9 protein-coding genes are annotated in these 23,029 nt (G+C 49.8%); 1 reads left to right on the forward strand and 8 read right to left on the reverse strand.

Annotated elements, in window-relative coordinates:
• The coding region (locus DES37_RS24320; RefSeq protein WP_146211551.1) for a transposase at positions 1-181 on the reverse strand (181 nt) is incomplete at its 3' end.
• 51 nt (positions 182-232) lie between these two features.
• Here DES37_RS24320 and DES37_RS26250 point away from each other — a divergent pair.
• A complete protein-coding gene (locus DES37_RS26250) occupies positions 233-397 on the forward strand; it encodes a putative zinc ribbon protein (protein WP_484173617.1) in 165 nt (54 codons plus the stop codon).
• A gap of 65 nt (positions 398-462) precedes the next feature.
• On the opposite strand, the gene DES37_RS24325 is transcribed toward DES37_RS26250, so the two are convergent.
• The 7 genes from DES37_RS24325 to DES37_RS24355 form a co-directional block, all read right to left on the reverse strand.
• Positions 463-3,117 carry a DEAD/DEAH box helicase gene (locus tag DES37_RS24325; RefSeq protein ID WP_110028179.1) on the reverse strand — a complete coding sequence of 885 codons (2,655 nt, stop codon included), beginning with the start codon at positions 3,115-3,117 and terminating at the stop codon, positions 463-465.
• A complete protein-coding gene (locus DES37_RS24330; RefSeq protein WP_110028180.1) occupies positions 3,107-5,008 on the reverse strand; it encodes a phospholipase D-like domain-containing protein in 1,902 nt (633 codons plus the stop codon). The genes DES37_RS24325 and DES37_RS24330 overlap by 11 nt, the downstream gene beginning before the upstream one ends.
• The gene (locus tag DES37_RS24335) at positions 5,005-6,387 is read right to left on the reverse strand and encodes a hypothetical protein (protein ID WP_110028181.1); all 1,383 of its coding nucleotides are present in this window, start codon (positions 6,385-6,387) and stop codon (positions 5,005-5,007) included. The genes DES37_RS24330 and DES37_RS24335 overlap by 4 nt, the downstream gene beginning before the upstream one ends.
• A 180-nt stretch (positions 6,388-6,567) precedes the next feature.
• Positions 6,568-8,691, reverse strand: a complete 2,124-nt coding sequence (locus DES37_RS24340; RefSeq protein WP_110028182.1) for an ATP-dependent helicase — start codon at positions 8,689-8,691, stop codon at positions 6,568-6,570.
• Complete coding sequence (locus DES37_RS24345) at positions 8,688-15,029, reverse strand: DEAD/DEAH box helicase (protein ID WP_110028183.1); 6,342 nt, start codon at positions 15,027-15,029, stop codon at positions 8,688-8,690. The genes DES37_RS24340 and DES37_RS24345 overlap by 4 nt, the downstream gene beginning before the upstream one ends.
• A complete protein-coding gene (locus DES37_RS24350; RefSeq protein WP_110028184.1) occupies positions 15,029-19,957 on the reverse strand; it encodes a DNA methyltransferase family protein in 4,929 nt (1,642 codons plus the stop codon). Before DES37_RS24350 ends, DES37_RS24345 begins: the two co-directional genes overlap by 1 nt.
• 2 nt (positions 19,958-19,959) lie before the next feature.
• Positions 19,960-22,818 (reverse strand): DEAD/DEAH box helicase, encoded by a 2,859-nt coding sequence (locus DES37_RS24355; protein WP_146211552.1) that lies wholly within the window; start codon positions 22,816-22,818, stop codon positions 19,960-19,962.
• Positions 22,819-23,029: the final 211 nt, after the last annotated feature.

The raw sequence follows: 23,029 nt of genomic DNA on the forward strand, positions 1-23,029 counted from the left end.
CTGAGGAGGTCATCTGTTGCTGTTGTTTACTGCGCCAGTTGTAGAGCTGGGATTCATACAGGCTGAGTTCACGAGCGGCGGCAGCAACACCGATGCGTTCAGCGAGTTTCAGGGCTTCATCGCGGAATTCGGGGGTGTACTGTTTACGTGCCGTTTTGCTGGTTGATGCTGGTTTTGTCATGAGTAATCACCTCTTACTTGAGAGTTTACTCACTTAGTTGCGTGTCCACTAATGGTGGGGAGGATCAGATTGCCGACAAAGAAAACTGAGATTTATGCTGGCAGAGCTGGTGTCTGCACCACTGTTTTTTTCTGGCACTGCGTTTTATGTAAAAATGATTGCGATGGAAAAAAATACTGCCTGACCTGTGGTGTTGTGACCCCAGTTTCTATTTAAAACAGTTCCCTGCAAAAAACTGCTCGTAACCACCTGATATATTATTACCACATACACAATAAACACTACTGATCAAACTTGGCTGGGTAAGGATCTTCTTTATCTTTATCCTTACAAGGTTGTCGTAACCATTTTTGCCAACCTTGAGGATCCTCCTGAATATCAATTTCGCTGTCAAAATCCTCCAGCTCGCAACTATCTAACTTATCTTCAACACTGTGTTTATGGCGTATAAATGAAGCCAACTGATCCTGGTCGAAGGTACCTGCAAGGTAGGGATAATTGATAATCATCTCAGCCGCCCCCTGAACTTGTAGCATTGTATTGATTCGACCAAAGAGGCGATCAACCCGTCCATTCCTCTGCTCGTTATCACCAGGAGTCCAGGCGATGCCATAATGATGAACTTGATGGCATTGAAGATGAAGATTCACCCCTTCCTGCAACACAGAGGTTGCTACCAGCACATTAGGGAAGAAAGGTGAATTAAATCCACGAATTAAGCGTTCACGATTTTGTGACTGCCCGCTGGCATACCAACCAGGGCTACTCAAGCTAGTGAACTCGCGCCAAGTATATTGAGTATTATCTAGTTTCTGACCAACAATTTTCACGCATAGCGTTTCGAAAGTTTCAATGGCAGCCACAAAATAACGTAGCATCAGTGATCCATTCAATTTTGGGGTGACCCATTCTACAAAATGCTGATATCGCTGCTGGACCTCACCTATTTGAGGTCGACGGTTGAACTCTGTAAACCAGCAATAGAGCTCAATGATCACAGGGCTGGCAAACAGGTAACCCGTGCGAAGATAGTTGGCAAAATTCTCAATAATTGCCATACCGTTAGGCTGGTCACGCCACTTAATCAATTGCTGTTTTGCTGGTCGCGGCAGCTCATGAAACATCAATCCCCAGGCTGTGGGCAAAGCAGTGATATATTTGATTTTCTGAGTTGATGTCGATTGCTGCAGCCGGGCATCTCTCGCGGCATCACCATAGCTGTCACGTTGACGTTCACCAGACTCTTTGCGGTAATGATAATGATAGGTCCCGGTCGTACCATCCAATGCAGGTTCAAGAAATAAAGAAAAGAGGCTTTCAGGGCGACGGAAACGCAAACTAACGTTGGCGCAGTCGGTACTACGCAGGCCAGTTTTCTTCATAACAAATAGCTCGGCAATTTTACTTGAAAGCTTTAGGTCGTTATCCGTTTCAGGCTCATCTGTCTCCCCGTCCTCCAGCATATGCTCATCGAAATCGGGCTTTTCATTGGATTTTTCCGATAAAAGCTTAACAAAAATATCTCGGGACCAACCCGACTCTCGCCATTCTGCCAGCGACTTTGCAGGTAGCTGCCAGACATTCATCAATCGCTCAGCCATTATTTCATCATAACGTGCGTTGATGCGCTGAGTAATTTCGCGCACAGATGGTATTCGACGAACAAAAACCAAATGCTTACTACAATGTAGCGGCTGAGACTGCTTGAACGGATCACTGGTAAAGCAGGCATCGACCAGCGCGTCGTATTTCGGGTGATCTGGAAAGCGGTGATAGATATCGTGAAACTGCCGGGTCAAGTTATTGAGCAGAGCAGAATCCGGCGCGTGGTTGAAGTCATTATGGATTTGCCCCTCTTCATCACTACTATTATCCCGCTCACTGACGGTACTGCCCGTTGATTCAAACCCTTCAAGATAGCCATATAGCATGCGCCTGCCGCCACCTGCCTTTTTCTCTTTGTCCAGTTGAACCACGAGTTGTTTCTGATATAGAGCAAAAAACAACTCAGCATCCATCTTATTAGTAAAACTGGAAATGCTAGCGCGCTCATGACGATATTCATATTTGCTATGGCTGCTCTCTCTACCCTGCATTTTGCGCAATCGGCGGATGGCAAAATCATTCATTAGCGCACGGACATCATCCTCTGCATAACGTTTTGGCATATCACTGAAGTAGCTAAATATGTCATAAAGATTTCGCGATGCTGAGTGATTAGGGGTTGCCGTCAACAGCAGTACATTACTCCCCAACCGGTCCTGCGCATCACCAAAGAAGGCCTGAGCGGCGGCGGCGCGCTGTGATCCGCTTCGGTTACGAAAGTAATGAGCCTCATCGATTATAATTAAGTCAAACCCTCCTTTTCCAAGAGATTGCTTAATCTGCTGACGATATAACACGCCATAAGACGCGGCAGCATTCAGGGCATCTTCTTTTTCATCTGGAGGGACCAGACCGCTTAGTGAATGGATAGAAGTAAGGTAAAAATGGTGAGACTTTTTCTCCACCGCAGCCGCCAGCTCCGCCAGTCTGCCATGAACTTGTGGGGCATATTTTGTCTTACCCTCTAAAGAGGTAAAGGCATTATGTTCAGGCCGATAGTGTATCTCTGTGAAAATACTAAATTCTCTCTCCCAGTTATCACAGAGCGTCCTGTTAGGTGTCATAACCAGAATGCGTGCATCAGGTTTTGCCTGCCATAACAACAACATTACTCCCATCGCCTGATAGGTCTTACCCATGCCAACCTCATCGGCGAGAAGTGCCAAGTGTTGTTTACTCAGCAAATTCCACAACCCAGCCACCCCTTCTGCCTGCTTCGCCGCCATGCTGGAAGCACCGGATTGATACTGCCAGTGCATATCAGTCGCATCGAAATTCATCACGGCTGAAACCTCAACCGGAGTAATGATCTGTTTTAACTTATTCGCCATAACTACAGTCTTTCCTGATAGCTGCGAGATAACGCAGGCTAGCGGCATCGCTAGTTAGAGGTGGAATTGCAACCTGTAGAGACTCCCACAAGTGCACTGCCACAGATATGGCTTCAGCCCCTTGTTTGTGACGGATGCTTTTAACACGCTTTCTTGCCAGAGCGGCCAGAGTGTTAACTTCTTGGGCCAGAAACCAGTTAAATACTGGCTGAGTCGGTTGACTTATACGCTCCCTGGCTATTTCAGCCAATTCCTGTAAGCAACCAGGTTCACTGAACAAACGACGATACAGCTGAGTGCCATCGTCCGCGTCTGCTAACCAGTTGCGCCGTTGTTGGATAGCCTGAAAGAGGCGGAAATAGCTAGTGGCATCTAAATTCATGACTTGCGCCATCCCCTCACTTTGCTCTTCATCCTGCGCTCCAGCACAGCGCAGCATAAGGCGATCGCTCAATGCGGGATCCGCTGAATTCAGATAGCTGTTAAGTAAGTCATCTAGCGACTTAAAGCTCAACGCACGCCGGTGTTCAATACCGCTTTCAACGATCATGCCCTGCCAGTCGGTTATTCCAATTCTACGAAGGGTATAAAAGGGGTTATCCAATACGGCATTGCTTTTTAATACCGCCAATTGCCGGGGCGATTTCAGACCTATACCGGTAGCTTTCCATACCAATTCATTTGCCCCGTTGATACCGGGCAATATTAGTTGATAACCTGACACAGGCTTACCACCGAACCATTGCCCGGAAATCTGATACTCACATCGAGTCCAGTCAAAAATAACGGTCAGATCGAAAGGTAGAAGTTCATCCGGCTCCAGCGCCTCTTCCTCCAACAATGATTCACTGGCGAAATTCTCTTCATTAACATCATCCCATTCTTTGCCGCAAATCGTGGTGTTACGAGAGACCGCATGCACAATTCCCGCTTCTACATTCCAGTTTGCCTCAGGTAAGCTGCTGCAACCCGGGTTGGTGAAATTCCAGGACCCCACGGCAAGTTGCGTACCGGTAATGCTTTTCGCCAGCCAGAGCTTGGCGTGGGTCATCAATGCCCTATCGTCCTTGGGCACTGGAGAGCGATACACGGTAAGCTTTTTATTTGTAATCATTGCCTGAATACTGTCACTCCATCGAGTGCGGATATAACGTCCCTCAACCAAATCCGGAACCAGTTCTACGAGCATTTCATGCCCAATATTGTCGATAAACCCTGCTAAATCCTCAGCAAGATAAGGCGACCAAACACTGAGTGTATGAATCTCACCGCCGTTTTTTAATGCATCCAGCAGTGTGCAACCAGCCAGACTGTGAATAAATGACCAGTCAGGATCATCACCGAGAAACTTGCGACGGGTTGGGAAAAATTCTTCGTCATTCAGACTGTTATCAATTGTGGTAAAAAATCGTTTTACCTGCTGGTATTGGGCATTACTTGCAACACAACGAAAATCCACAGTTTCTTGATTTCGCCCCCACCCACTAAGCGTAAGGTTGGCACTGCCCGCACCCACAATAATCTTTCTGTAGTGATCTTCGAGATAAAATACTTTTGGGTGAAACAGCCCGCGCTCTTTATCCAGATAAGACTCTTCGCTTTGAGCCAGCTTACGCACCGACACCGGATATACCGCAATGGAGGTACGTTTCGGCTTTTCTTTCGCAATCATGCGCGGATCGCAGTAGATGCGGAAATCAATACCACTCTCATTCAGCGCACGCTGCAGACCTTCGTAATCCATACGACTAACGGGCGGGTCCATACCCAACACCGCAGGAAGTACCCACGTTTCAACAAAAGAGATATCCAGATTAAAGGTGGTGAGCCAGACACGTTTCAACATTCCCATATCAGCAATTTGCTTTTTGAAGACATCTAACAGCTTCATGCAGAATGCCCCCATAAACCGTTCAGCAAATGTCTGAACTGTGGTAGATAATAACGGTTTACCCAGTCGCTATTCTGACGATCTTCGCGTAGCGAACATGGTGGTACCTGCAGCAAAATATCATCCCCTTCAAGCATGAGCCACGGGAACTGCCCCCTCGTCTCCATTATCTTGTGATGATAATCCAGCAAGCCTCGAACCTGATCTTCCAGCGACGGCATACTGGCCAGTGCTAATAGTTGCCTAAATCGTCTGTCGGGCGTACCGGAAAGCGAGGAAAGGAGCACATCATTTTCCAGAAGCTGAGCCGCCCTTTGTGGCAGATCAAGTTCCGTCAGACCACGCGACTGCCAGAATTGACGAAATTCTGCCAATGTCTGACGACTCTGTCGGCGTAAGCCTGAAAACATCAGGTCGATCAGGGATAAAAATGGCTCCGCCTGACTGATATGTTGTAACGCCATGAGGTCACTTTCATTCATTTCAGGCACACTTTTTGCCTCTTGCATGGCACGTTTGAAAACTTCAGCATCTGTAAGCTCTAACTCATCCGAACGCTCCTGCTTGAGTACCCGATAAATAGCACCTGCCGCATATTTATCTAACCCCGTTCTTTGTAGCCAAAATTCCCGCGAATAATCCCCGACCATTTTCGGATCGCGGAATGCCTTTACATACGCCTTTTTTAGGCCGACAGGAATATCTTCGTAAAATGGGTTCAAATCGCGCTTATGCGAAACCTGCATTAGCGATTGCATATAAGTTATGGCCGCTGCATGTAATTCTTTCAGCTCTGGTACATTTCGAATAAATGCCTCTGCGGCTTGCCACACAGGCTTGTTTTCCGGTAGATCATAATGATAATCAGCAGAGAAAAACTGCATTTTCATCATTGGCGATTTATAGCGACCATTGGTACCAAGAGCGATCTGATTAGTCAGTAACTCACTACTTTTTTCATGACCAAAAAATATCTGAGGATTTTTATTTGAAGCGTTCCATTTAGGTCGGGCTTTATTAATACCCTGCACACCAGTGAGAGTGACGCCTCTGTTTTCAGCCGCCAGCATAGAGTAGATATAGATATTTTCCAGATGGATCAGACAGGCAACTCTAAACTCCTGTAATTGCTTTTTGGGATACAGACCTTTCATCGCGCCTGAAGTTTGCAGCTTTTCATCGACCAGTATCTGGCGCAATACGCTGTGATGCAGCAGATTCAGCGTGTATTGCCGTACATCATTTGCGATAGAAGTAATACGGCTATGAAAGATGTCCTGTCCCCAGGACGACCAGATGACTAATTGCCCAAGCGGATCAACATTCAGCTCACCCGTTAGCGAGTCATCATATTCAGTCAGAAATTTCTCGATGTACATATCGTTGCGTCAGTCGCTTATGCCCACAGGGCTAACAACACGCAATCAATGCACTGCGAAAGCCCTTCAATGTTCCACTTTCTTTCCTGGCACTGACCAAATCAGCAAATAAATGGCCGATATTGATTAGTACTAAAATGCAGATAACCAGAAGCTGTAGCTTCTGGTTATCTGGCTGGATTACTCGCTTTCGGGCTCCAGTAAGATACTAGGTTTACCGTAAGATGAAACAAACAGCCCTTTTACCGCACGGGTTGCTGCAACATGGAGTAGAGCACGTTCATTAAATAATGCATCACGTTGTTCAACAGGATCATCAGATGCTATGGCTTTAACTTCCGGCACGACGCCATCGTTGATACCCGCAAGGAACACATACTGGAACTCTAGCCCTTTAATGCGGTGCATAGTTGCCATACGCACACCAGGGCGTTGATCACTATCACCACTATCCTGACCTAAATTATAGGTCTCGATTCCAGCATCATTCAGAGCAGCAGCATAACGCTCGTAAGCATGCTTCGTACGAGCGGTAATGCAGATATCCTGGGAACGAACATCATTGGCTAACAACGCCTGAATTTGCTTGGTAATCGTCGCCGCCTCTTCTTTAAAATCTGAAGCATAAGTGATCATGGGTTTTTCACCATGAAGCAATGATAAATAATCGTTGCTGGCATCAATTTCACCATCCAGGTTGTCAACCTTAACGCCGGTTAACAACCCGACAGCAAACTGTCGCGTCTCTTCTGTAGTCCGGTAGTTAATTTTAAGTTTTTTACTACGGCGCCCACGTACGTTAATTCCACACTGGCCTAAAACGACTTTATTGCGGTAAATACGCTGATGTCCATCACCCACGATAAAAAGATCGTTAGGAGACTCTGGAACCAGGCTACGAATAAGGGTAAAGGCCGGTGCGCCTATATCCTGAGCTTCATCGACTACGATACTGCTATAAGGCAATTGCACCTGTTTTTCTTTAAACAGAATGATAGCCTCATGCATGGCATCACCCATCTCTCGCAGTTTGGCTCGAGCCATTTGTGCCCGGAACTCTTCGAACACAGGCCAGATTTTCGCACGCTGAATACGGGATAACGCCGTGCCACGACCAATACGGCTCACCTTCAGATATTCTTGACGGCTGTAAACCGCATTCGGCTGAACAACACGTTGCCACTCTTCAGAATAAAAGTTATCCGGTAATCCCAATTCAGCAGGGACTTGCTGCAAGGCATAGTTCCAGCATTTACGTCGCCCTTCATCGCTGTCATAGACCACGCGGAAGTCATATCCATGGCGTTTAAGCTGCTCGCTCATCCAGGCATCAATGTTAACAACTTCAATACGCGCCATCTCCTCACGGCTACACAAACGCTGGAGGTTGACGCGAATATCCGCCGCCAGGTTACGGGTGAAGGTTGTGAACAGAACTTTTTTACCGGGTTTATCGGCCAGGCGTTGGGATAACCAACGTGCACGATGCATCGCAACAACTGTTTTTCCCGTGCCTGCACCACCTAATACTCGCACCGGACCATTTGCTGGCGACTCCACCAGTTTTCGCTGGCTCGGGTGCAGGAATACACGCCATTTTTCCAGTGGCGCATTGAGCATTTGCAGTAGCTCCTGTTCATTTTCAACGACATGGAAGCGACGTTTACTTCTCTCAATTGCCTCAATAAAGTCGTTGGTATCAACAGGCTCATCACGGTGATCGTTAAACTCCTCCAGCACTTCCTGGTAATCCAGACCTTCTGCCAGCCAGTGTAGGGGTTCCCAGGCTTCCGCAGGCATCACGCTTTCCAGCTGATTCAGCCCTGTGGTATCCACAAGAGCCATCACCTGCTCAATAAACACAGGAGGAACACCCAGCGCGAGGATCTGCTCTGCCGTATACGCAGCAAAGAGTTTGGGTTTATCAACAACAGTCGGCTCGGGGGTAGGTTTGATATAGCTGGTATCAATCACCTGAATCGCACCGGTTACCGGGTGAATCGCACATTCGTGTCGCCGCGCCCAGTCGTAGGCTTCGTCGTGCTTATCCACCCACATCAGCATATACAGAGCACCCTGCTCAGGTTTCAGGACGATCCCCCGGTAGGTTTGGTCAATACGCACGGAATGCACATTATTGCTGCGTGCATCGTGGATCTTTTCGTAGTTCAGCCCATTACTCGTCGGATCCTGGCGGAACTTAGAGATGAATTCCTGGACCTTTTTTTGCTGCGCTTTAGGAATCCGCGCAAAAGCCCCCAGAAAACCATCAGAAAGTGCCACCTTTGGCGTTGGAATCGTCATTTGTCACCTCCGGACAGATACTGCAATGTATTTTCATCAATTGGCCCGAATGCAACGTGCCAACCCTTACTTTCGAATAAAGCAGTAAAGCCTTGATTATCGATAATCAAGACTTGCTTTTGTAATGGCCAGGCGAGATCGGCTTCTGCAATAATTTCGCCATCGTCATCCTGCAATTCATATCCGACTGTCGGTGCCGATAGTGATAACGACTGAAGCAAAGCGATTTCTTCTGCGCTCAATAAACCAAACTCAAGTATCTCCGCCCAGCTCTCGTCAGGCTGAATATCCACTACCACCGAAGTCTGCATTTTTACCGCTTCAGGCTTCTGCGGTAAATGGACCGCTTTACGGCTGGTGAATGTCATATCTGGCAGGAACTGCAGTAAATTCACCATCCACCAGAAACCGTTAAATCCGGCTTCATAGCCATCATCCTGCGAATAACGATCGTCAAAGCAAATATGCAGCCTCAACAAATTTCGCATTTGTTCAATACTTGTCGTTGATTTAATGGCTTGTTGCGGTACAACAGCTGCCAGCTCAATGAACTGTTGTGATGAACTACAGCTATCCAGTAAACCACCAAATACAAATGGTTCATCAGGCAAAAGTGCATTCAACCGATAAGCGGGTGCGTTCTCCTGCATTTCATAGGCGTACTTTTGTTTGGCTCCGCTATCCTGCGACTTTTTAGGATCCAGCCACACCCAGGCGTAGGCAGCGGCCATTTTCTGCCATAGTAGAGTTTTATTACCGGGATCAGAGAGATAATCGAGTAGCAGTGCAAAACTGTTTCTCTCCCTGAATGAACCTTCAAGTGTCGCAAAGTTTGTATCATGGAACGGGTCATAAAACTTAGGCTGTTTCATATTCGGGTTATGACCAAGCCCCATGACATTCTGTACATGTTTAATACCTTGTTCTTGAAGGTCTGCCCAGGTCACTGTCCATACCCAAAAATTACCGCTGTCTTTAATCGCCTGCCGTTTTTGGACATCATCCGACACGCTATCTTTATGAAAAGCAAAACCATCAAGGAAAATTGCTACCGGTTTTATCTTTTCTGACTGCATCAGAGGATAGAGCACATAATCTGGTCGGCTAAGGATGCCTACCCCTTCTTTAACCCCTAAATCAACCTGTGCTTTGAGATGCCAGCTCATCGCCGGTTCTGTACGGGTATTAATAATCCAGCCTGCGTTCTGATGGGCATAACTCCGGCTCACGAGAAGATTTTTGTTATCCTGCAGGCAGTGAATGAACCTTTTTTCCAGTTCACTCCCCATCATGGCATCAAGCGAAATGTTTTTGATGGAATCAATAACGCGTATAGCAGCACTGGCCTTCAGGATTTTCGCCAGTAAGAGACGCGCCTGATCTCTTGATACATACTTCATACGCCCGCGGTCACGGTAAGCGTAAACACAGCGATAACAGCCGTCTTTATGCGTATCATGGTTGCAGCTGCATTCCACTAACGCCTTGTAGGCCAGCTCAAGTAATTTCAGCAGGTTGTCAGGTGTACGCATCAATTCTTTGAGTGAGCCGGTCCCCCCTGGTACGGTGTCGTAAATCACCAGATACTGACGCCAGGATTCGCCCTCATTTTCAGGCTCGCGATACACCACGCCTTTCAGGTGATCCACGTTACCTTTGAAGTAATGTTTAAGCCCAAGCTGAATGGCTGCCCCCAGGGAGGCTTCCACCACGCGATCGTTACTGTAGCTGGTTACCGGCAGCAGGATACGCAATGCCTCAGATTCCAGTTGGCGATAAAGGTAGAGATAATCTTCAAACTTCGCTTTTTCGGGTTCAGCGCGATATTTACAGCTCAGGTCATGACGAGGTTCATGATCGCGAGGGCGCTGCACCATGCCGCAGCCGAGGCAAACTTTAAACCCGGTGCGTTTCTTTGCCTCTCCTGCGATCATCAGTTCATTGGCATCATCCGCCATTTTGCCAAAGTTGATATCTCGCAGAGTCACTTTGCTCAAAAACTCAAAGCCAAACGGGATTTCTCCTTCATCAATGGCATAAGCGGCCGATACATCCTCTTTTTCGAAGCTGACCAGCAGCTGTCGCTGGAAGAATGCCGGTTCTCGGCTATCGCTCTCATCACTGATCTGGCTGTCCCGGGCGCTTGAGCGGGCATAAACCTGGCGAAGCTTCAGTAACGTCGTTTTTTGTCCGGCATCAGCCCAACCTGGTGTGCCGCATTTAGGGCAGTATTTATGCTGATCGCCGGTCTGATCGATATTCTCGCTGTAGTTACAGTGGCTGCAAATACGCCAGTTTTCAGGCTCAGACAATTTAAGATCAATCTGTTCGATTTCAACTTTATGCCCGCCCGCATAGAAGTTATTCAACGGGGCCAGTTCAGCCAGCGCCGTTGATGCCGGACGTTCGTATTCGTAGGTCGTGTTCTGATACTCACGCGTCTCCCCACCGTCTTTACGCCGCCACAGCACAGAACGCAGCGTAATACCGGCCTCCGGGAAGGCATAGTTGGGAAGTAATCCTTCATCGGTGAGGAAATTAAGCGTTTGCTTGTTATTGATCTGGTTCACCAGGGCCATCAGCGCCTGACGTTCCGAAGTCAACTCGCGCATATCGCTGTCAAAGTTTTGATCGTGCGGATCGCTCTCCAGCTTGTCGATACTGCGCTTGAGTTTATCAATCCGGGAACGCAACGATTTGCGATCTTCCACCAGCAGTTTTAATGCTTGTTCGATACGTTGAACCAGAGAACGCTGCCCTGATGCCCCTTGCAAATATGACAGTAACTGTAGACGAGTGTCTTCCGTAAGATCCGGGAAGATGGACGAGAACTGCTGAGCAATATCCGCATGATGTTGTTCAACATAACGCAGGAAGTTATAAGGGAACCCAGACTTGTGTCCAAACTCCAGCTCGTCCAGCATCTGCTTCACGTTTTTGCTGATAGCAGATGCCGGGACGCCGGTTTTCACCCAGTTGTCCATGCAGAATGCGGCCAGCTGACGCTCCAGGATAGCCGTTGCGTTCAGGAACACACCAGGGGCCTGTACCTGCCCTTGCATCATCTCCAGAGGCTCTTCAAAGAAGAACTGATCGTGCGGGTTCCCCTCAGCCACCGTGATGTTAAGTGCATTGCCGTCTTTACGCCCGGCACGACCAATACGCTGTAAGTAATTAGCCTGCGCGGGTGGAACAGAACAGAGTAATACCGTAGAAAGGTCACCCACATCGATACCCATCTCCAGAGTCGGTGTTGCCGAAAGCAGGTTGATATTCCATGGCTGATTACCGCGGTAGAACGATTGTTCCGTAGCCTCACGATCTTCACGGCTCAGTAATCCGGTATGCTCTGCCCCCTGAACACGAGCGATGTCCATATTATCCCAGTGCCAGGTCACTGTATTTTCAGTTTCCTGATAGCGGCCTTCACAGCGCAGAGAAAGACATGGAGCGTTTCGCCAGTGCCACCCCTGATCGGCCGGTGCCCGAACAACCTCACGACAGCAAGAGCAGTTTAGCTGAACAACATCTCGGCTCACTACCAGCGCTGAAGGTACTAGCCCCCAAGCTTCTTTGCCTTTTGTGTCAAAGTCTTTTACCAACCCGGCCATTTTTAGTGTCGCAAACAGACGTCGTAAAACCGTCTCGGCCAGGCTGCTGATAAACAGATTATTGCCGTTGCTGAGCGTTCGGTTGATCCAATGCTGATACCAGCTGGGGTTGGATTTCGCACCAATCAGGCGATGGAAGCCATTTATTTTTTCAAACGAGGCATAGGCCGGTTTACGCGTTTTCGGACCAATAGATGGCATATAGCGTGAAGTTCGCTCCTTCTGCGTCATCATAAAGGTCTTGCCCTCACGACGATAACTTTCGAAAGCCGGATGCAGAACAGCTCCCGCCTGCCGCTGATGCCAAAGAACGCCAATCACCAGGTGTGCCACCTGCTCAACGCTGACCCCAACCATTTCATCACCCAGCTCTTCGACAAGCTGTTGGTGAAGCGCCGTTATCGCTGAATTGAAACGTGCAACATCAATTCCTGCAGTTGCGTAACCGGTGGCCTCCAGCGTACGTCCAATTCGTGCGCGTAGGGTAAATTCGCTGTATACCTCCCAGTCGAGACGAAGAGAAACCAGCTCCGGTAAATCGGAACTCACTGCCAGTTGGCCTTCGTTCTTCAACGTCTGGTAATCGTTCATCCACTGCATGTTGGGCGCGATGAAGCTCGCGGCAAAATGAGCATCATCCGGTGAACGTTCACGCGTCTGCTGGCAGACACGTGTCGCAAAGGCATCCAACGGTAACGTTTCTTTTTCACCCAACACGCTGGCGATTTGTCCGCGTACCATCAACGGCCAGGTTCGGGCGGTAAAGAAACTGGCGCGGTGTGCGGCATCCTGTACCGAGTCAGAAAACGTAATCAGTTTTTTATGTTCGTTGAACTGGCTGCCATAAAGCTGATGGATCATCACCGCCGACAGGCTGGCTGCCTGTGACCCAAGAATCGAAATACCCTGTTTGCTGTTGCAGTACGGGCATTCGTTGGCAAATTCCAGCTCATCCTTACGCTCTTTGAGCATATCCGGGATAAGTACTTGTAGCAGACCAGTATGGCCACAATGCCCGCACTGCACGTTAGATTGCTTATTGAGCTTTAAACAGGAAGGGCACAGCTTCTGGTGAACACCGCTGACAGGTTTATCGTTGTTATCCGGGAAGGCCAGTACAATAGAACGGCCTTTTTCGAAGAACTGACGATAAATACCGTCCAGATCAGTTTCGAGTTGAACGCTCTGACCATGGCGCAGGCTCGCCCACCCGGTAGCATGGCAGTCACGACAGTGAATAACGGGAAGATAATGTTCGCGATCTTCCACCGCGACATCATCAGCAAAAACAAGCTCAGGTGTTTTTGACACGCTGGCGACCAGGCGGCGCATCTCGCGCAACCACAGCTGAGAACGTAGTTGCACAAAAGGCAGAACGGGGCGTGCTTTATTCGCCTGTAGGCGCTTTTCCCGATCTTCCTGTTTTTCTGGAACCTCCAGGCGTGCCTGGGCAATTAGTGCCAGAATGCTTTGCAGCACGCGGGTTGCATGCCCGGCGCTTTCCGCCAGCATCACCTGGAGATTTTCCAGGCACTGCTGTTCCGACAAAATACCGCCCTGCAAATCCTCCAGCAGCACATGCAGAATACTGTGGCGACGTAACAGTGAGCCCAACTCAATACGCTTTTCACGTCCGCGATCGCTGTCCAGATCGGCAGGTAATTGCAGTGAACTATTCGGGAACCACAGCGGAATTTGTCCGTTCAGATAATCTACCGGGCTGGCGTACGTTTGCGGATCCAGCGCCGCGCTGACATCCTGTCCCGGATACTGACTGTACTCGATGGTATAACCTTGCAGATACTCTGCCGCCGTGTAGCGATCTTCGCGAATAACCGCGTCATCGCTAAACGGCTGATCAAAGATCGTTTTCGCATAATCGAGTAGTTGCCCCAGTTCGTCACCTACGGTAGCCGACGTTCCCACACAGGCAAAACGCTTGTCATCAACACCGATATGATGCTTTAAGCGGCGCACCAGACAGGCCAGATCCGACCCCTGCGCACCATCAAACGTATGCAGTTCATCCACCACCAGATAACGCAGTGACCCTGGCTGGTTATAGCGCCAGAGCTTCTGATCGCCGGGGCGCATCAGCAGGTAATCCAGCATCTTATAGTTGGTCAGCAGGATATCCGGTGGGTTCTCGCGCAGGGTATGTTTGCAGGTGATGACTTTATCCGCAGACATCTTTTTGCTGGGCTCGATTTCACTGTCGCCGACAAACAGCCCGACAGTCACTTTGCCATGTAGTTGCGGATCGCTGGCGATGGTTTTAGCGAAACGGCTGGCCTGATCGGTTGCCAGGGCGTTCATTGGATAAATGATGATCGCTTTAACACCGGCCTCTGATGCCCCCGAACAATGGTTAAGCAGCGGGAACATAAAACATTCCGTTTTACCGGAACCCGTCCCGGTCGCCACCAGCGTCGGCTGAGGCGTCTCGATACCCAGGCGCTGAAACGCCTGCGCCTGATGCGCGTGCGGTGGGAACGGCAGCGTCAGGTAAGGGAAGAAGTTCAGCGGTAAGTCACTTTTACGAAACGGCAGCTGAGCGGAAAGATACGGCCCTTTCAGCAGCGTTTCCGGCTGGGACAGAAATTGCTCCAGCATAGAGACGTTATTGTTTTCTTCACCGTTAAACAGCGGGCTGTTAAGCGGAAAGGCAGCCCGTAAAAAGGAAGCAACGCTGTCGGCAACCTGCCGACTAACAACGGAAGGCAGCATCAGGCGCTCTCCTTATCTTGTGCAAAGAATGCCCAGGCCACTTTATAATCGTCTTCACGGTCAGGTTTGATAAAAGGTGCCTGCCAGACGACGGTTCGGCGCTCGCCTTCATCGCTGCGGGTATAATCATCAAAAGTGGCGCTAACAGTGCCGGTTTGAAAATGCTTGACATCATCCCAGCCGATGGCTTGATCGGTACAGTCGCCACCGGTCCAGTCCGGGCTGTCGACATCAAAGACAAAACCGTTTTTCAGGTCAGCTTTACGCGCGGTACGCGGCAGGCCAACGCCCACCAGGCCTTTACTTGGGGTAAAAATAATGCGGCCGTTTTGATCGTACCAGGTGTCCGCTTCGTACTGACGCATGACCGGGAACTGAACGCGATAGATAGTAAGTAGTTCTTCGAGAGTTAACCCTAGCGCCTGCGCCACCAGCACGTCGATTTCCACCAGCGCCTGACGGCGGCTGTAGTCGGAGCGTAAAGCGCAGTTACGCTGCCACTCTGGGGTCAGATTGGCGAAGAAATTCTGAGGGAGCTGTGGGAGATCGCGGCTCCAGCGTTGGGTGTTGAATTCTGGGGTGTAGCAGGATTGCCAGAGATTAGCATAAGCGGTACCTACACCCATCAATGTTAAGCCACGTGCGACTAACTGCCTTCCAGCTTCGCAGACCAAAGGCATCAGTTTTAGTAATTCATCTCTAAAGTTTGATTTACCAGTACTTTTAACCCAAAAATCAAATGCAATGGACAGTGATGCCGTTGTAAATAATGTCAGGCGATGAGTATCGCTGAAAACCGCCGAAAAACAACCATCTATATGCCCTACTGCAGGTGGTATAAGCGTTGGAATTAGAGTTCTTTCCCCAGACTGGCTCAGCATTTTTCTGGCAACGTAACGATAATAATCCGTCACCTTTCTCGGTTCATCTTCACCCGGTTCAGTCCAAGTAATGCGTGGAGTACGTTTGGCATACTCCTGCACATCACATGCTGGCATATAGTTAGTGCGCGGCAGGTAATCGTCGGGCAATGTTAGCAGGTCCAGGCAGTCATAATCGCTGTTTAACGTACAGTTTTGGCGTGGAGTCTTGTAGAACGGCGTCCCAACAAAGAAGTGCGGGCCAGATAATACCCATTGTGATGCATCCTCAGGGAACTGCGTCTTACGTTCAATAGTACCGTCTTTCTGCTGGTTTGTTTCGTGCCACATTTCCAGAGACAGATACTGCCCCTGCAAATCACCTAATCTCTTCGGCTGATTAGCAAACTTTTCCAGCACAGCAACAAGTTGTTCTGCGTGCAAAGCTGGTAAACGAGCCTGCCATGCAGGAGTTCCTTCGCTGTCATACAGACGAGCAAATAAAGAGAGCTCCTTTAAACCAATATGAATTAGCCGTGAACGATGGCCCGATGTATTCCAGGAAACTTTGATTTTGCCTTCAATTTCCTGCTCATCTTTGATACCCGGAACAGGACCAGCGTTGTTGTGTTCAAACGAGGCATCAATAGCGCTTACTGCGTAAACATTTGACATGTTAATAAAGGACGGCTTTATTTTCTGCGGTCCATAGATATTGATACTGAACATCGTTGCATGATGAACCTCGGCAAAAAGGCTCAATTCATTATGAAATTGAAAATGCGCCCTCAGCCTCGGATATACCGACGCACGCAGCTGCCCACCTTTTGGATCATCATAAATTCCTTCCGGGTGCAGGAAACCTGCCACGCCTTTCTGCGCCCCTAAGCGCCATGCCTGCGGCAGGAAGCATTTATACAGATTAGTCTGCACGCCACGCAGCACCGGGTAGTTCTGCTGCGCATTCAGGAAGTTTTGCATCCCTTCGCAGCCTTCATACTCGCTGCGCCAGGCATTTTCGAGCAGCGGAATTCGATTGAAGGTTTCATGACGCAATGTCGCCAACTTCGAAGCACTCAATCGGCCTAGAACAAACTCCGGCTCGTAGTCGCCCAGCACACCCGCTTCCTGCCATTCCACTTTCAGCCACGGCGGGTTTCCAAGCATCAGGTCAAAACCACCACGCTCGGCGTACAGATCGCAGAATTCCAGATCCCAATGGAAGAAACGGTGCTGCTTTTTCAGCGCATCAACAATCGCCAGACGCGGCAAATGGCGGAACAGCACATCGGTTTTCAGGCGACCTGCACCGGAAAACAGCGAAGACTCTTCACGCACCATGCCCTCGTCGGCAAACAGATCGCCGGTGGCCTGTTCTGTACTTTCTATCACTCTTTCCGTGACGACAATACCGTCGAGCAGAGTCTCCATCTCCATCAGCCACATACCGCGATCCGGCAGTTCATCCGCTTTGTCGATCGGCCAGAACCACAGCGCGCACCAGTAGTCCATCACCCAGCGCAGTTTCTGATAGGTACTGTTATCTTCGAGGCGGCCGCTGAAGGTTTCATCTTTGCTGCTTAAAGAAGAGCGAACTTGAGCCGTATTTTCCGCAGGCCATACCGGGTAATTGTCGGCGGTTTTCTGGCGCTCAGCTTTCAGTTGCTGACGAAACGTGTTCCAGAGCGCTTCCACTTTGCCGCTGATGCGCTGCACATCAACAATCTCATGTGGAGCAAAGCTTTTAGTAAACTCTTTGCGCCAGCTATCCAACGCTTTGAAATCATCCGGATAGCGCTGCTTAACGGTTTTGTCGCTGTAGTTGGCCATGCCGCTGTCCGGTAGCAGGAAGTGGAAAATCTGCTTCTCTTCGCGTGGAATATTCATCGCCAGCTCGGCTGGCTCGCTGTTAAGCCAGCTCGGATCTTTCGCTTTTTTGTAGGTCAGCTCGCTCTTGTTGAACACCTGACGGCGTGCGCCAACCAGCGAGTTGCCACAGTGCAGCTGGTAGCCAAACCACGGTACAAATGCATCGCCGCTGATGGCGTTCAGCCACAGCGACACTTCAGCCAGCTCCACCGCCACCGGGTTTAAGTCCACGCCGAAGACGTTGTTATCGGCAATGTACATTTTCACCCGTTGCAGCTCCTGGGTGTAGCGATCCTGAGGTATGCGGCGACCTTCCGCCTGCTGTTTGTGGAACAGGTAAGCTTCCGCGAGCTGATTGATGGCTTCGTTAAGGAACGCCGCGCTGCCCATCGCCGGTTCGCATACGGTGAGGTTTAAGATGGCATCAGCTTTGGCATGCGGATCGGTAATCGGATCAATCTGCTCTTTAAACAGCTCTTTCAGTGCATACTTGACTAACGAGCGGGTCAGTACTTCCGGTGTGTAGTAAGAGGCGGATTTTTCGCGGTCGCGCCCGGCCATGCGATAGATAAAGCTGCCTTTACGGTGAATACGCAGGCTGCCGTCTTTTTCGTAAACCTTCTCGTCGTCGTGGTATTTGCCGATCTCGTCTTTGCTGACGAAGTAGCCCGTTTCCAGTTCGTTAAACTCTTCTCCGGCTTTTTTCACCTCGTAGAGGTCATCACTGGCAAAGAATCCTCGATAGGAGAGCAGCGCTTCATACACTGCACCTAACTGGTTGATACCCAATTGGCGATAGGAGATACGCCCCCGGCGATTAAAACGTCCTTTACCCGGGCGGCTTAACGACATCGCCTGAATAATTTGTTGCAGGGTTTCGTTGCGGAACACCACACGGTTAAGAATACGGGTGTTATTCGCTTCAAACAGATGGCTTTCCAGACACGGCACGCTGAACTGATGGCTGTGAATAGTGATCTGGTCGCCGCTCTCCAGGTCGCTCTGCATTTTCACGCCGCCGCTGTAGCCGTCACGCACCAGTTTGAACAGCATATTCAGGCTATCGTGAAAGTAGCGCCCGTTGCGATCTTCTTCGCTGGTCAGCGGGATCATCTCCAGATCGCGCAGCGTTTCCAGGCTGTAGCCCTGCAGATAGGTTTTGGCGGTCATCGGCGCATAGCCCAGTTCCGGGCGCGCTTCGATATAGAACAGGAACAACAGACGATACATATACCGCAGGCATTCGCGGCTCAACTCATCCGGGTTAATAGCACGTTTTCCGGTATAATAAGCCAGCTCGTTGTTGATGAGATAACGCATCGCTTCATTGCCCAACAGCTCAATGCTCTCACGCAGGGCATATTTCAGATCTTCCGACACGCCAAACGCATGCTTGTGCGAATTGTCATCCAGCGAATCGAGGTACGGCGCACCGCTGCCTGGCAACAGCGAATCTTTGTGTAGCAACACCGACGTCGCTTTCAGGGTATCTATCTCGCGACGACTTAAAATTTCTTCAAAGTCAAAGCGCAGCAGACGGTTTTGCGCCCACTTAGTACGATCCAGCAATAACAGCTGGCGGTTACCGAGCAGCAGCACAAAACGCGGCGGTTCATTTTGTGTAAAGACCACCGTGGAGAGCAGATCCTGCCAGCTGCGGTATTCGCCGTTGGCTTTTTTACGCAGACTGTCGCGCTTATGTTTATCGGTATCTGCCGGAAACTGCGCGGTCAGTAGCGACAGCGCCAGCGGATCCAGCGTTCCTTCATCCTGATCATGTGCTTCAACAATCCACAGCCACGGGCTGCCGTCGGTACTGTTGTAACGAGCCAGTACCGGCAAAGGCGTATCGTCATCCAGCATCTGAATGTGCGGATTGAGTTCATAACCCAATGCCTTTAACAGCGGCTGCCAGCGACTGTGCTGATCGGCTAGACGCAGCGGGATCTGGCGCTGTTTTTCATGTTCAGTGAGTTTACGGAAAAACTCTGTCGCCAGGCTGTTAAGCTGGTTCCACGGCGCGCGGTAGCCCGCCTCAACCTCTTTGCCCTGTTCACGGGCAGCGCGTTCAGCTTCACGAGCGGCATTTTCCTGGTTAATCCAGGGTTCCAGTACATCGCGGATATCGCTGGTAAAGACTTCGCCCAGATAGTGGTTGGAGTAAAATTCGTTTTCGTTATTAATACCGACCAGCGCCATGATTAGCCCTCCGCTCCGGTGATTACAGCAATAACCTGGATGTAGGGTTCTTTTTCGGTGGTCATGGTGTCCTCAATCCATTGGATATAACTGTCAAAATTGTGTTCGATTTCTCGCTGACGTTGTTCTTTGCGGCTCTGTTTCACTGAAAGCTGCTGTTTATTATCGGCAAAATCCAGCTCCAGTTGGCTCAGCTGACGCCCACGCAGAACGTCCAGCTTTTGCAGATGTTCATTGAGCTGCTGATTGATATGCTCCTCAAAAGCATTTCGATCGTGAACAAACACATCCCGCGCATGTACGATTGCCGCTTCCAGCAGATCCTGCTGGCGCTGGTGGTTACGATCTTTACCGCCACTGTTAGTCAGTTTGCTTCTCAGTTGCGGATGTCGTTTCAGGAACTCAGCAAAAGGCAGGCTACCGCTTAACGTTTCGCGGTTAAAGCTCACCACCAGCCACGGATTCACCATCGGGTGCGACTTACGGTTCGGGAACAGCCCGGAAAGGATGAAGTGATCTTCATCAGGCTCAAACAGGTGCGGCAGGCGCAATACCGGCGCCTGGTGGCGACCAAATGAGGACTGAATTTTGTCGTCTAACCACTGTACGACCGGGTTGATTTGCCAGAGGTACTGCACATCGGGCCAGGCGTGTTGCTCACCGCGCGCACGTGAAATAGCTTCCGTGATAACGGTTTTGTCCTGGCTTAGATAAAGCTGCCAGTTTTCCGGCGCAATTTCCGGCGGTAACTGGTTAAAGCGACGGCGTAACTCCTCCGGTGCGACCAGCGATAAGGTGTTATCAGTCAAGAACTCGTATTGCACGGTCTGGCCCCTGGCCTTCAGATAGCCCAGCGCTTTTTCGCAGTATGCCTGCTCATTATCAAACAGACTAATATCGCTTTCGGTCACGGTCGAAGCATCGCTGGACACTGCGCTGCAGATTTCGCCAAACAGGTCGTTTCCAGTATTTTCAGTGACATTGCTATTCAATAGGTCGTCGAACAGGCTGGCACCATCGTCCTGCATCATGAATTCAGCAACCTGCTCTTCTTCCTCTTCCTGGGTAAATTTGCCGGTAAATTCGGAACTGTCGCCGATATTCTTCTGCGCCTGTTCGTCTTTATTGATCAGCACTTCCAGCACACGCATATCACCGTTGATCTGCGGTTCACTGGCTTCAGTCAGCAAGTAACGGATCTGTGGCTGGTGTTTTTGCCCGTAGCGGTCAATACGTCCGTTACGCTGCTGGAATACCATCAGCGACCACGGAATATCGAAGTGAATCATTTTATGGCTGAGGTGGTGCAGGTTGATACCTTCAGACGCGACATCCGAGCAGATGAGCAGGCGTAGCGGAGACTGGGATTTGCCAAACGCTTCGACAGTTTCCATGAGAACTGTATCGCCCTGATCGCCTCGCAACGTGGCAATTTGATCGTCTTTCAGCTTGAGATCGGAGCGCAGTTGCTGCTCAAGGAACTCGAGCGTTTTGATACTCTCGGTAAAGATCACCAGACGATCTTCCGCGTTATTCGCTTTCCAACGGAGATCGTTACGGATGGTCTCCAGCAACAGCTGATACTTGCTGAACTGACTGGCATCAATATTATTGAGCGCCAGCAGCAATGACTCTAATTCGTTAATCTGGCTCTGACTGTTTATTTCTTTGCGGTTCTCCAGCCGCTTCAGGCGGTTAGCCACCACGCCGGCACATGCCATTGGACTGGAGAACAACGCTTTTTCGAGCGTAATTTTGAACAGGCGGCCTTTATTTGACCGCGAGTCTTCATCATCATCGTCACGGAACTGACTCTCAACCAATCGGCTGTAGGCTTCTTCTTCAGCTCCGGTTGCCGGACGCATCAATTTGACGATATTGCGCTCCGGAAACTCGCCAGCCATCTGGTCTTTCACGTCTTTTTTAAAGCGACGCACAACCAGATTTTTGTCGGCAAAATCGGCGTATTCATACTCTTTCGGATTGGCAATGGCCGTCGGATCGAGCATATTCATCAGGCTGGCAAAACTTTCAGACTTACCGTCATGCGGCGTAGCTGAAAGCATAATCAACGTATCGCTGCGCCCGGCGAGCAATTTTGCCAGTTTGCTGCGCAAAGAGCTGGTCCCACGTTCAGCGACATTATGCGCTTCATCGATAACAATAATATCCCACCAGGCGTTTTCCAGGTGATGGCGATACTCGATGTCCTGTTTCAGGGTATCGATGGAGATAATGGTCTTATCGAAATAATGGAACGGATTGTGGTTGGTTGGGATGCGGTTACGCACCTTTTGTAGACCAGCGGAGTCAAGCCGCGTCAACGGAATAGCAAAACGGCTCCAGAATTCTTTCTGGAATTGCGTAAGCATGGATTTAACCGCCAGCACCAGAATGCGTTTGCCACGTCCACGGCGAATCAGCTCTGAAACCAGGATACCGGCTTCCAGCGTTTTACCCAGCCCTACCGCATCAGCAATTAATATCCGCTGACGCGGCTGCGCCAGCGCCATGCGCGTGGGATCGAGCTGAAAGGGCATGGAATCCATCGCAGCCTGATGTCCAAAATGGACTTTGCTGTCAGTCGGGACGCGTTGGCGTAGCTGGCTCTCTATGTACAATTGAGCCGCCTGGTAATTGGCTGACTCATCTTCCACCAGATTTGTTTTTGCTGGATCAAGAATCTCGACTTTTTGCTCCAGCTTTGTCAGAAACAGCCCTTCTTTACCGCGCACCAGCTCCGAAATGCCATCACAGGTCAGCAGGTAACCACCATCTCCGCTGTCATCCGCCCGGCGAATGCGCCACTCTGCATCACGAATAACCACCCGCATTCCAGGTGCATAATTTTGCTTATTCATCGGTTTTTCTGTCTGTATGAGGCAGTGGTGATAACACTATCCCGAGCGATATGTCGCTGCACACTGCGATAAAAAAGGGGGCTTTAAAGATAACATGAAGGGCCGCGTCAGGGGGTATAAAATGGAATGTAATGCGCAGAAATCACGTATAAATTTCAAACAACGATAGTTAAAAAGTGAGCTGAGTCAACTCCCCCACACTGAGTCGGTG

Source organism: Mangrovibacter plantisponsor (genome assembly GCF_003182475.1).
Classification (GTDB): domain Bacteria; phylum Pseudomonadota; class Gammaproteobacteria; order Enterobacterales; family Enterobacteriaceae; genus Mangrovibacter; species Mangrovibacter plantisponsor.

Bases quoted from the DNA above. Each gene is read 5' to 3' on its own strand.
- DES37_RS24330 (WP_110028180.1), bottom strand. From the start codon at position 5,008: ATGAAGCTGTTAGATGTCTTCAAAAAGCAAATTGCTGATATGGGAATG.
- DES37_RS24340 (WP_110028182.1), bottom strand. From the start codon at position 8,691: ATGACGATTCCAACGCCAAAGGTGGCACTTTCTGATGGTTTTCTGGGG.
- DES37_RS24325 (WP_110028179.1), bottom strand. From the start codon at position 3,117: ATGGCGAATAAGTTAAAACAGATCATTACTCCGGTTGAGGTTTCAGCC.
- DES37_RS24335 (WP_110028181.1), bottom strand. From the start codon at position 6,387: ATGTACATCGAGAAATTTCTGACTGAATATGATGACTCGCTAACGGGT.
- DES37_RS26250 (WP_484173617.1), top strand. From the start codon at position 233: ATGGTGGGGAGGATCAGATTGCCGACAAAGAAAACTGAGATTTATGCT.
- DES37_RS24345 (WP_110028183.1), bottom strand. From the start codon at position 15,029: ATGCTGCCTTCCGTTGTTAGTCGGCAGGTTGCCGACAGCGTTGCTTCC.
- DES37_RS24355 (WP_146211552.1), bottom strand. From the start codon at position 22,818: ATGAATAAGCAAAATTATGCACCTGGAATGCGGGTGGTTATTCGTGAT.
- DES37_RS24350 (WP_110028184.1), bottom strand. From the start codon at position 19,957: ATGGCGCTGGTCGGTATTAATAACGAAAACGAATTTTACTCCAACCAC.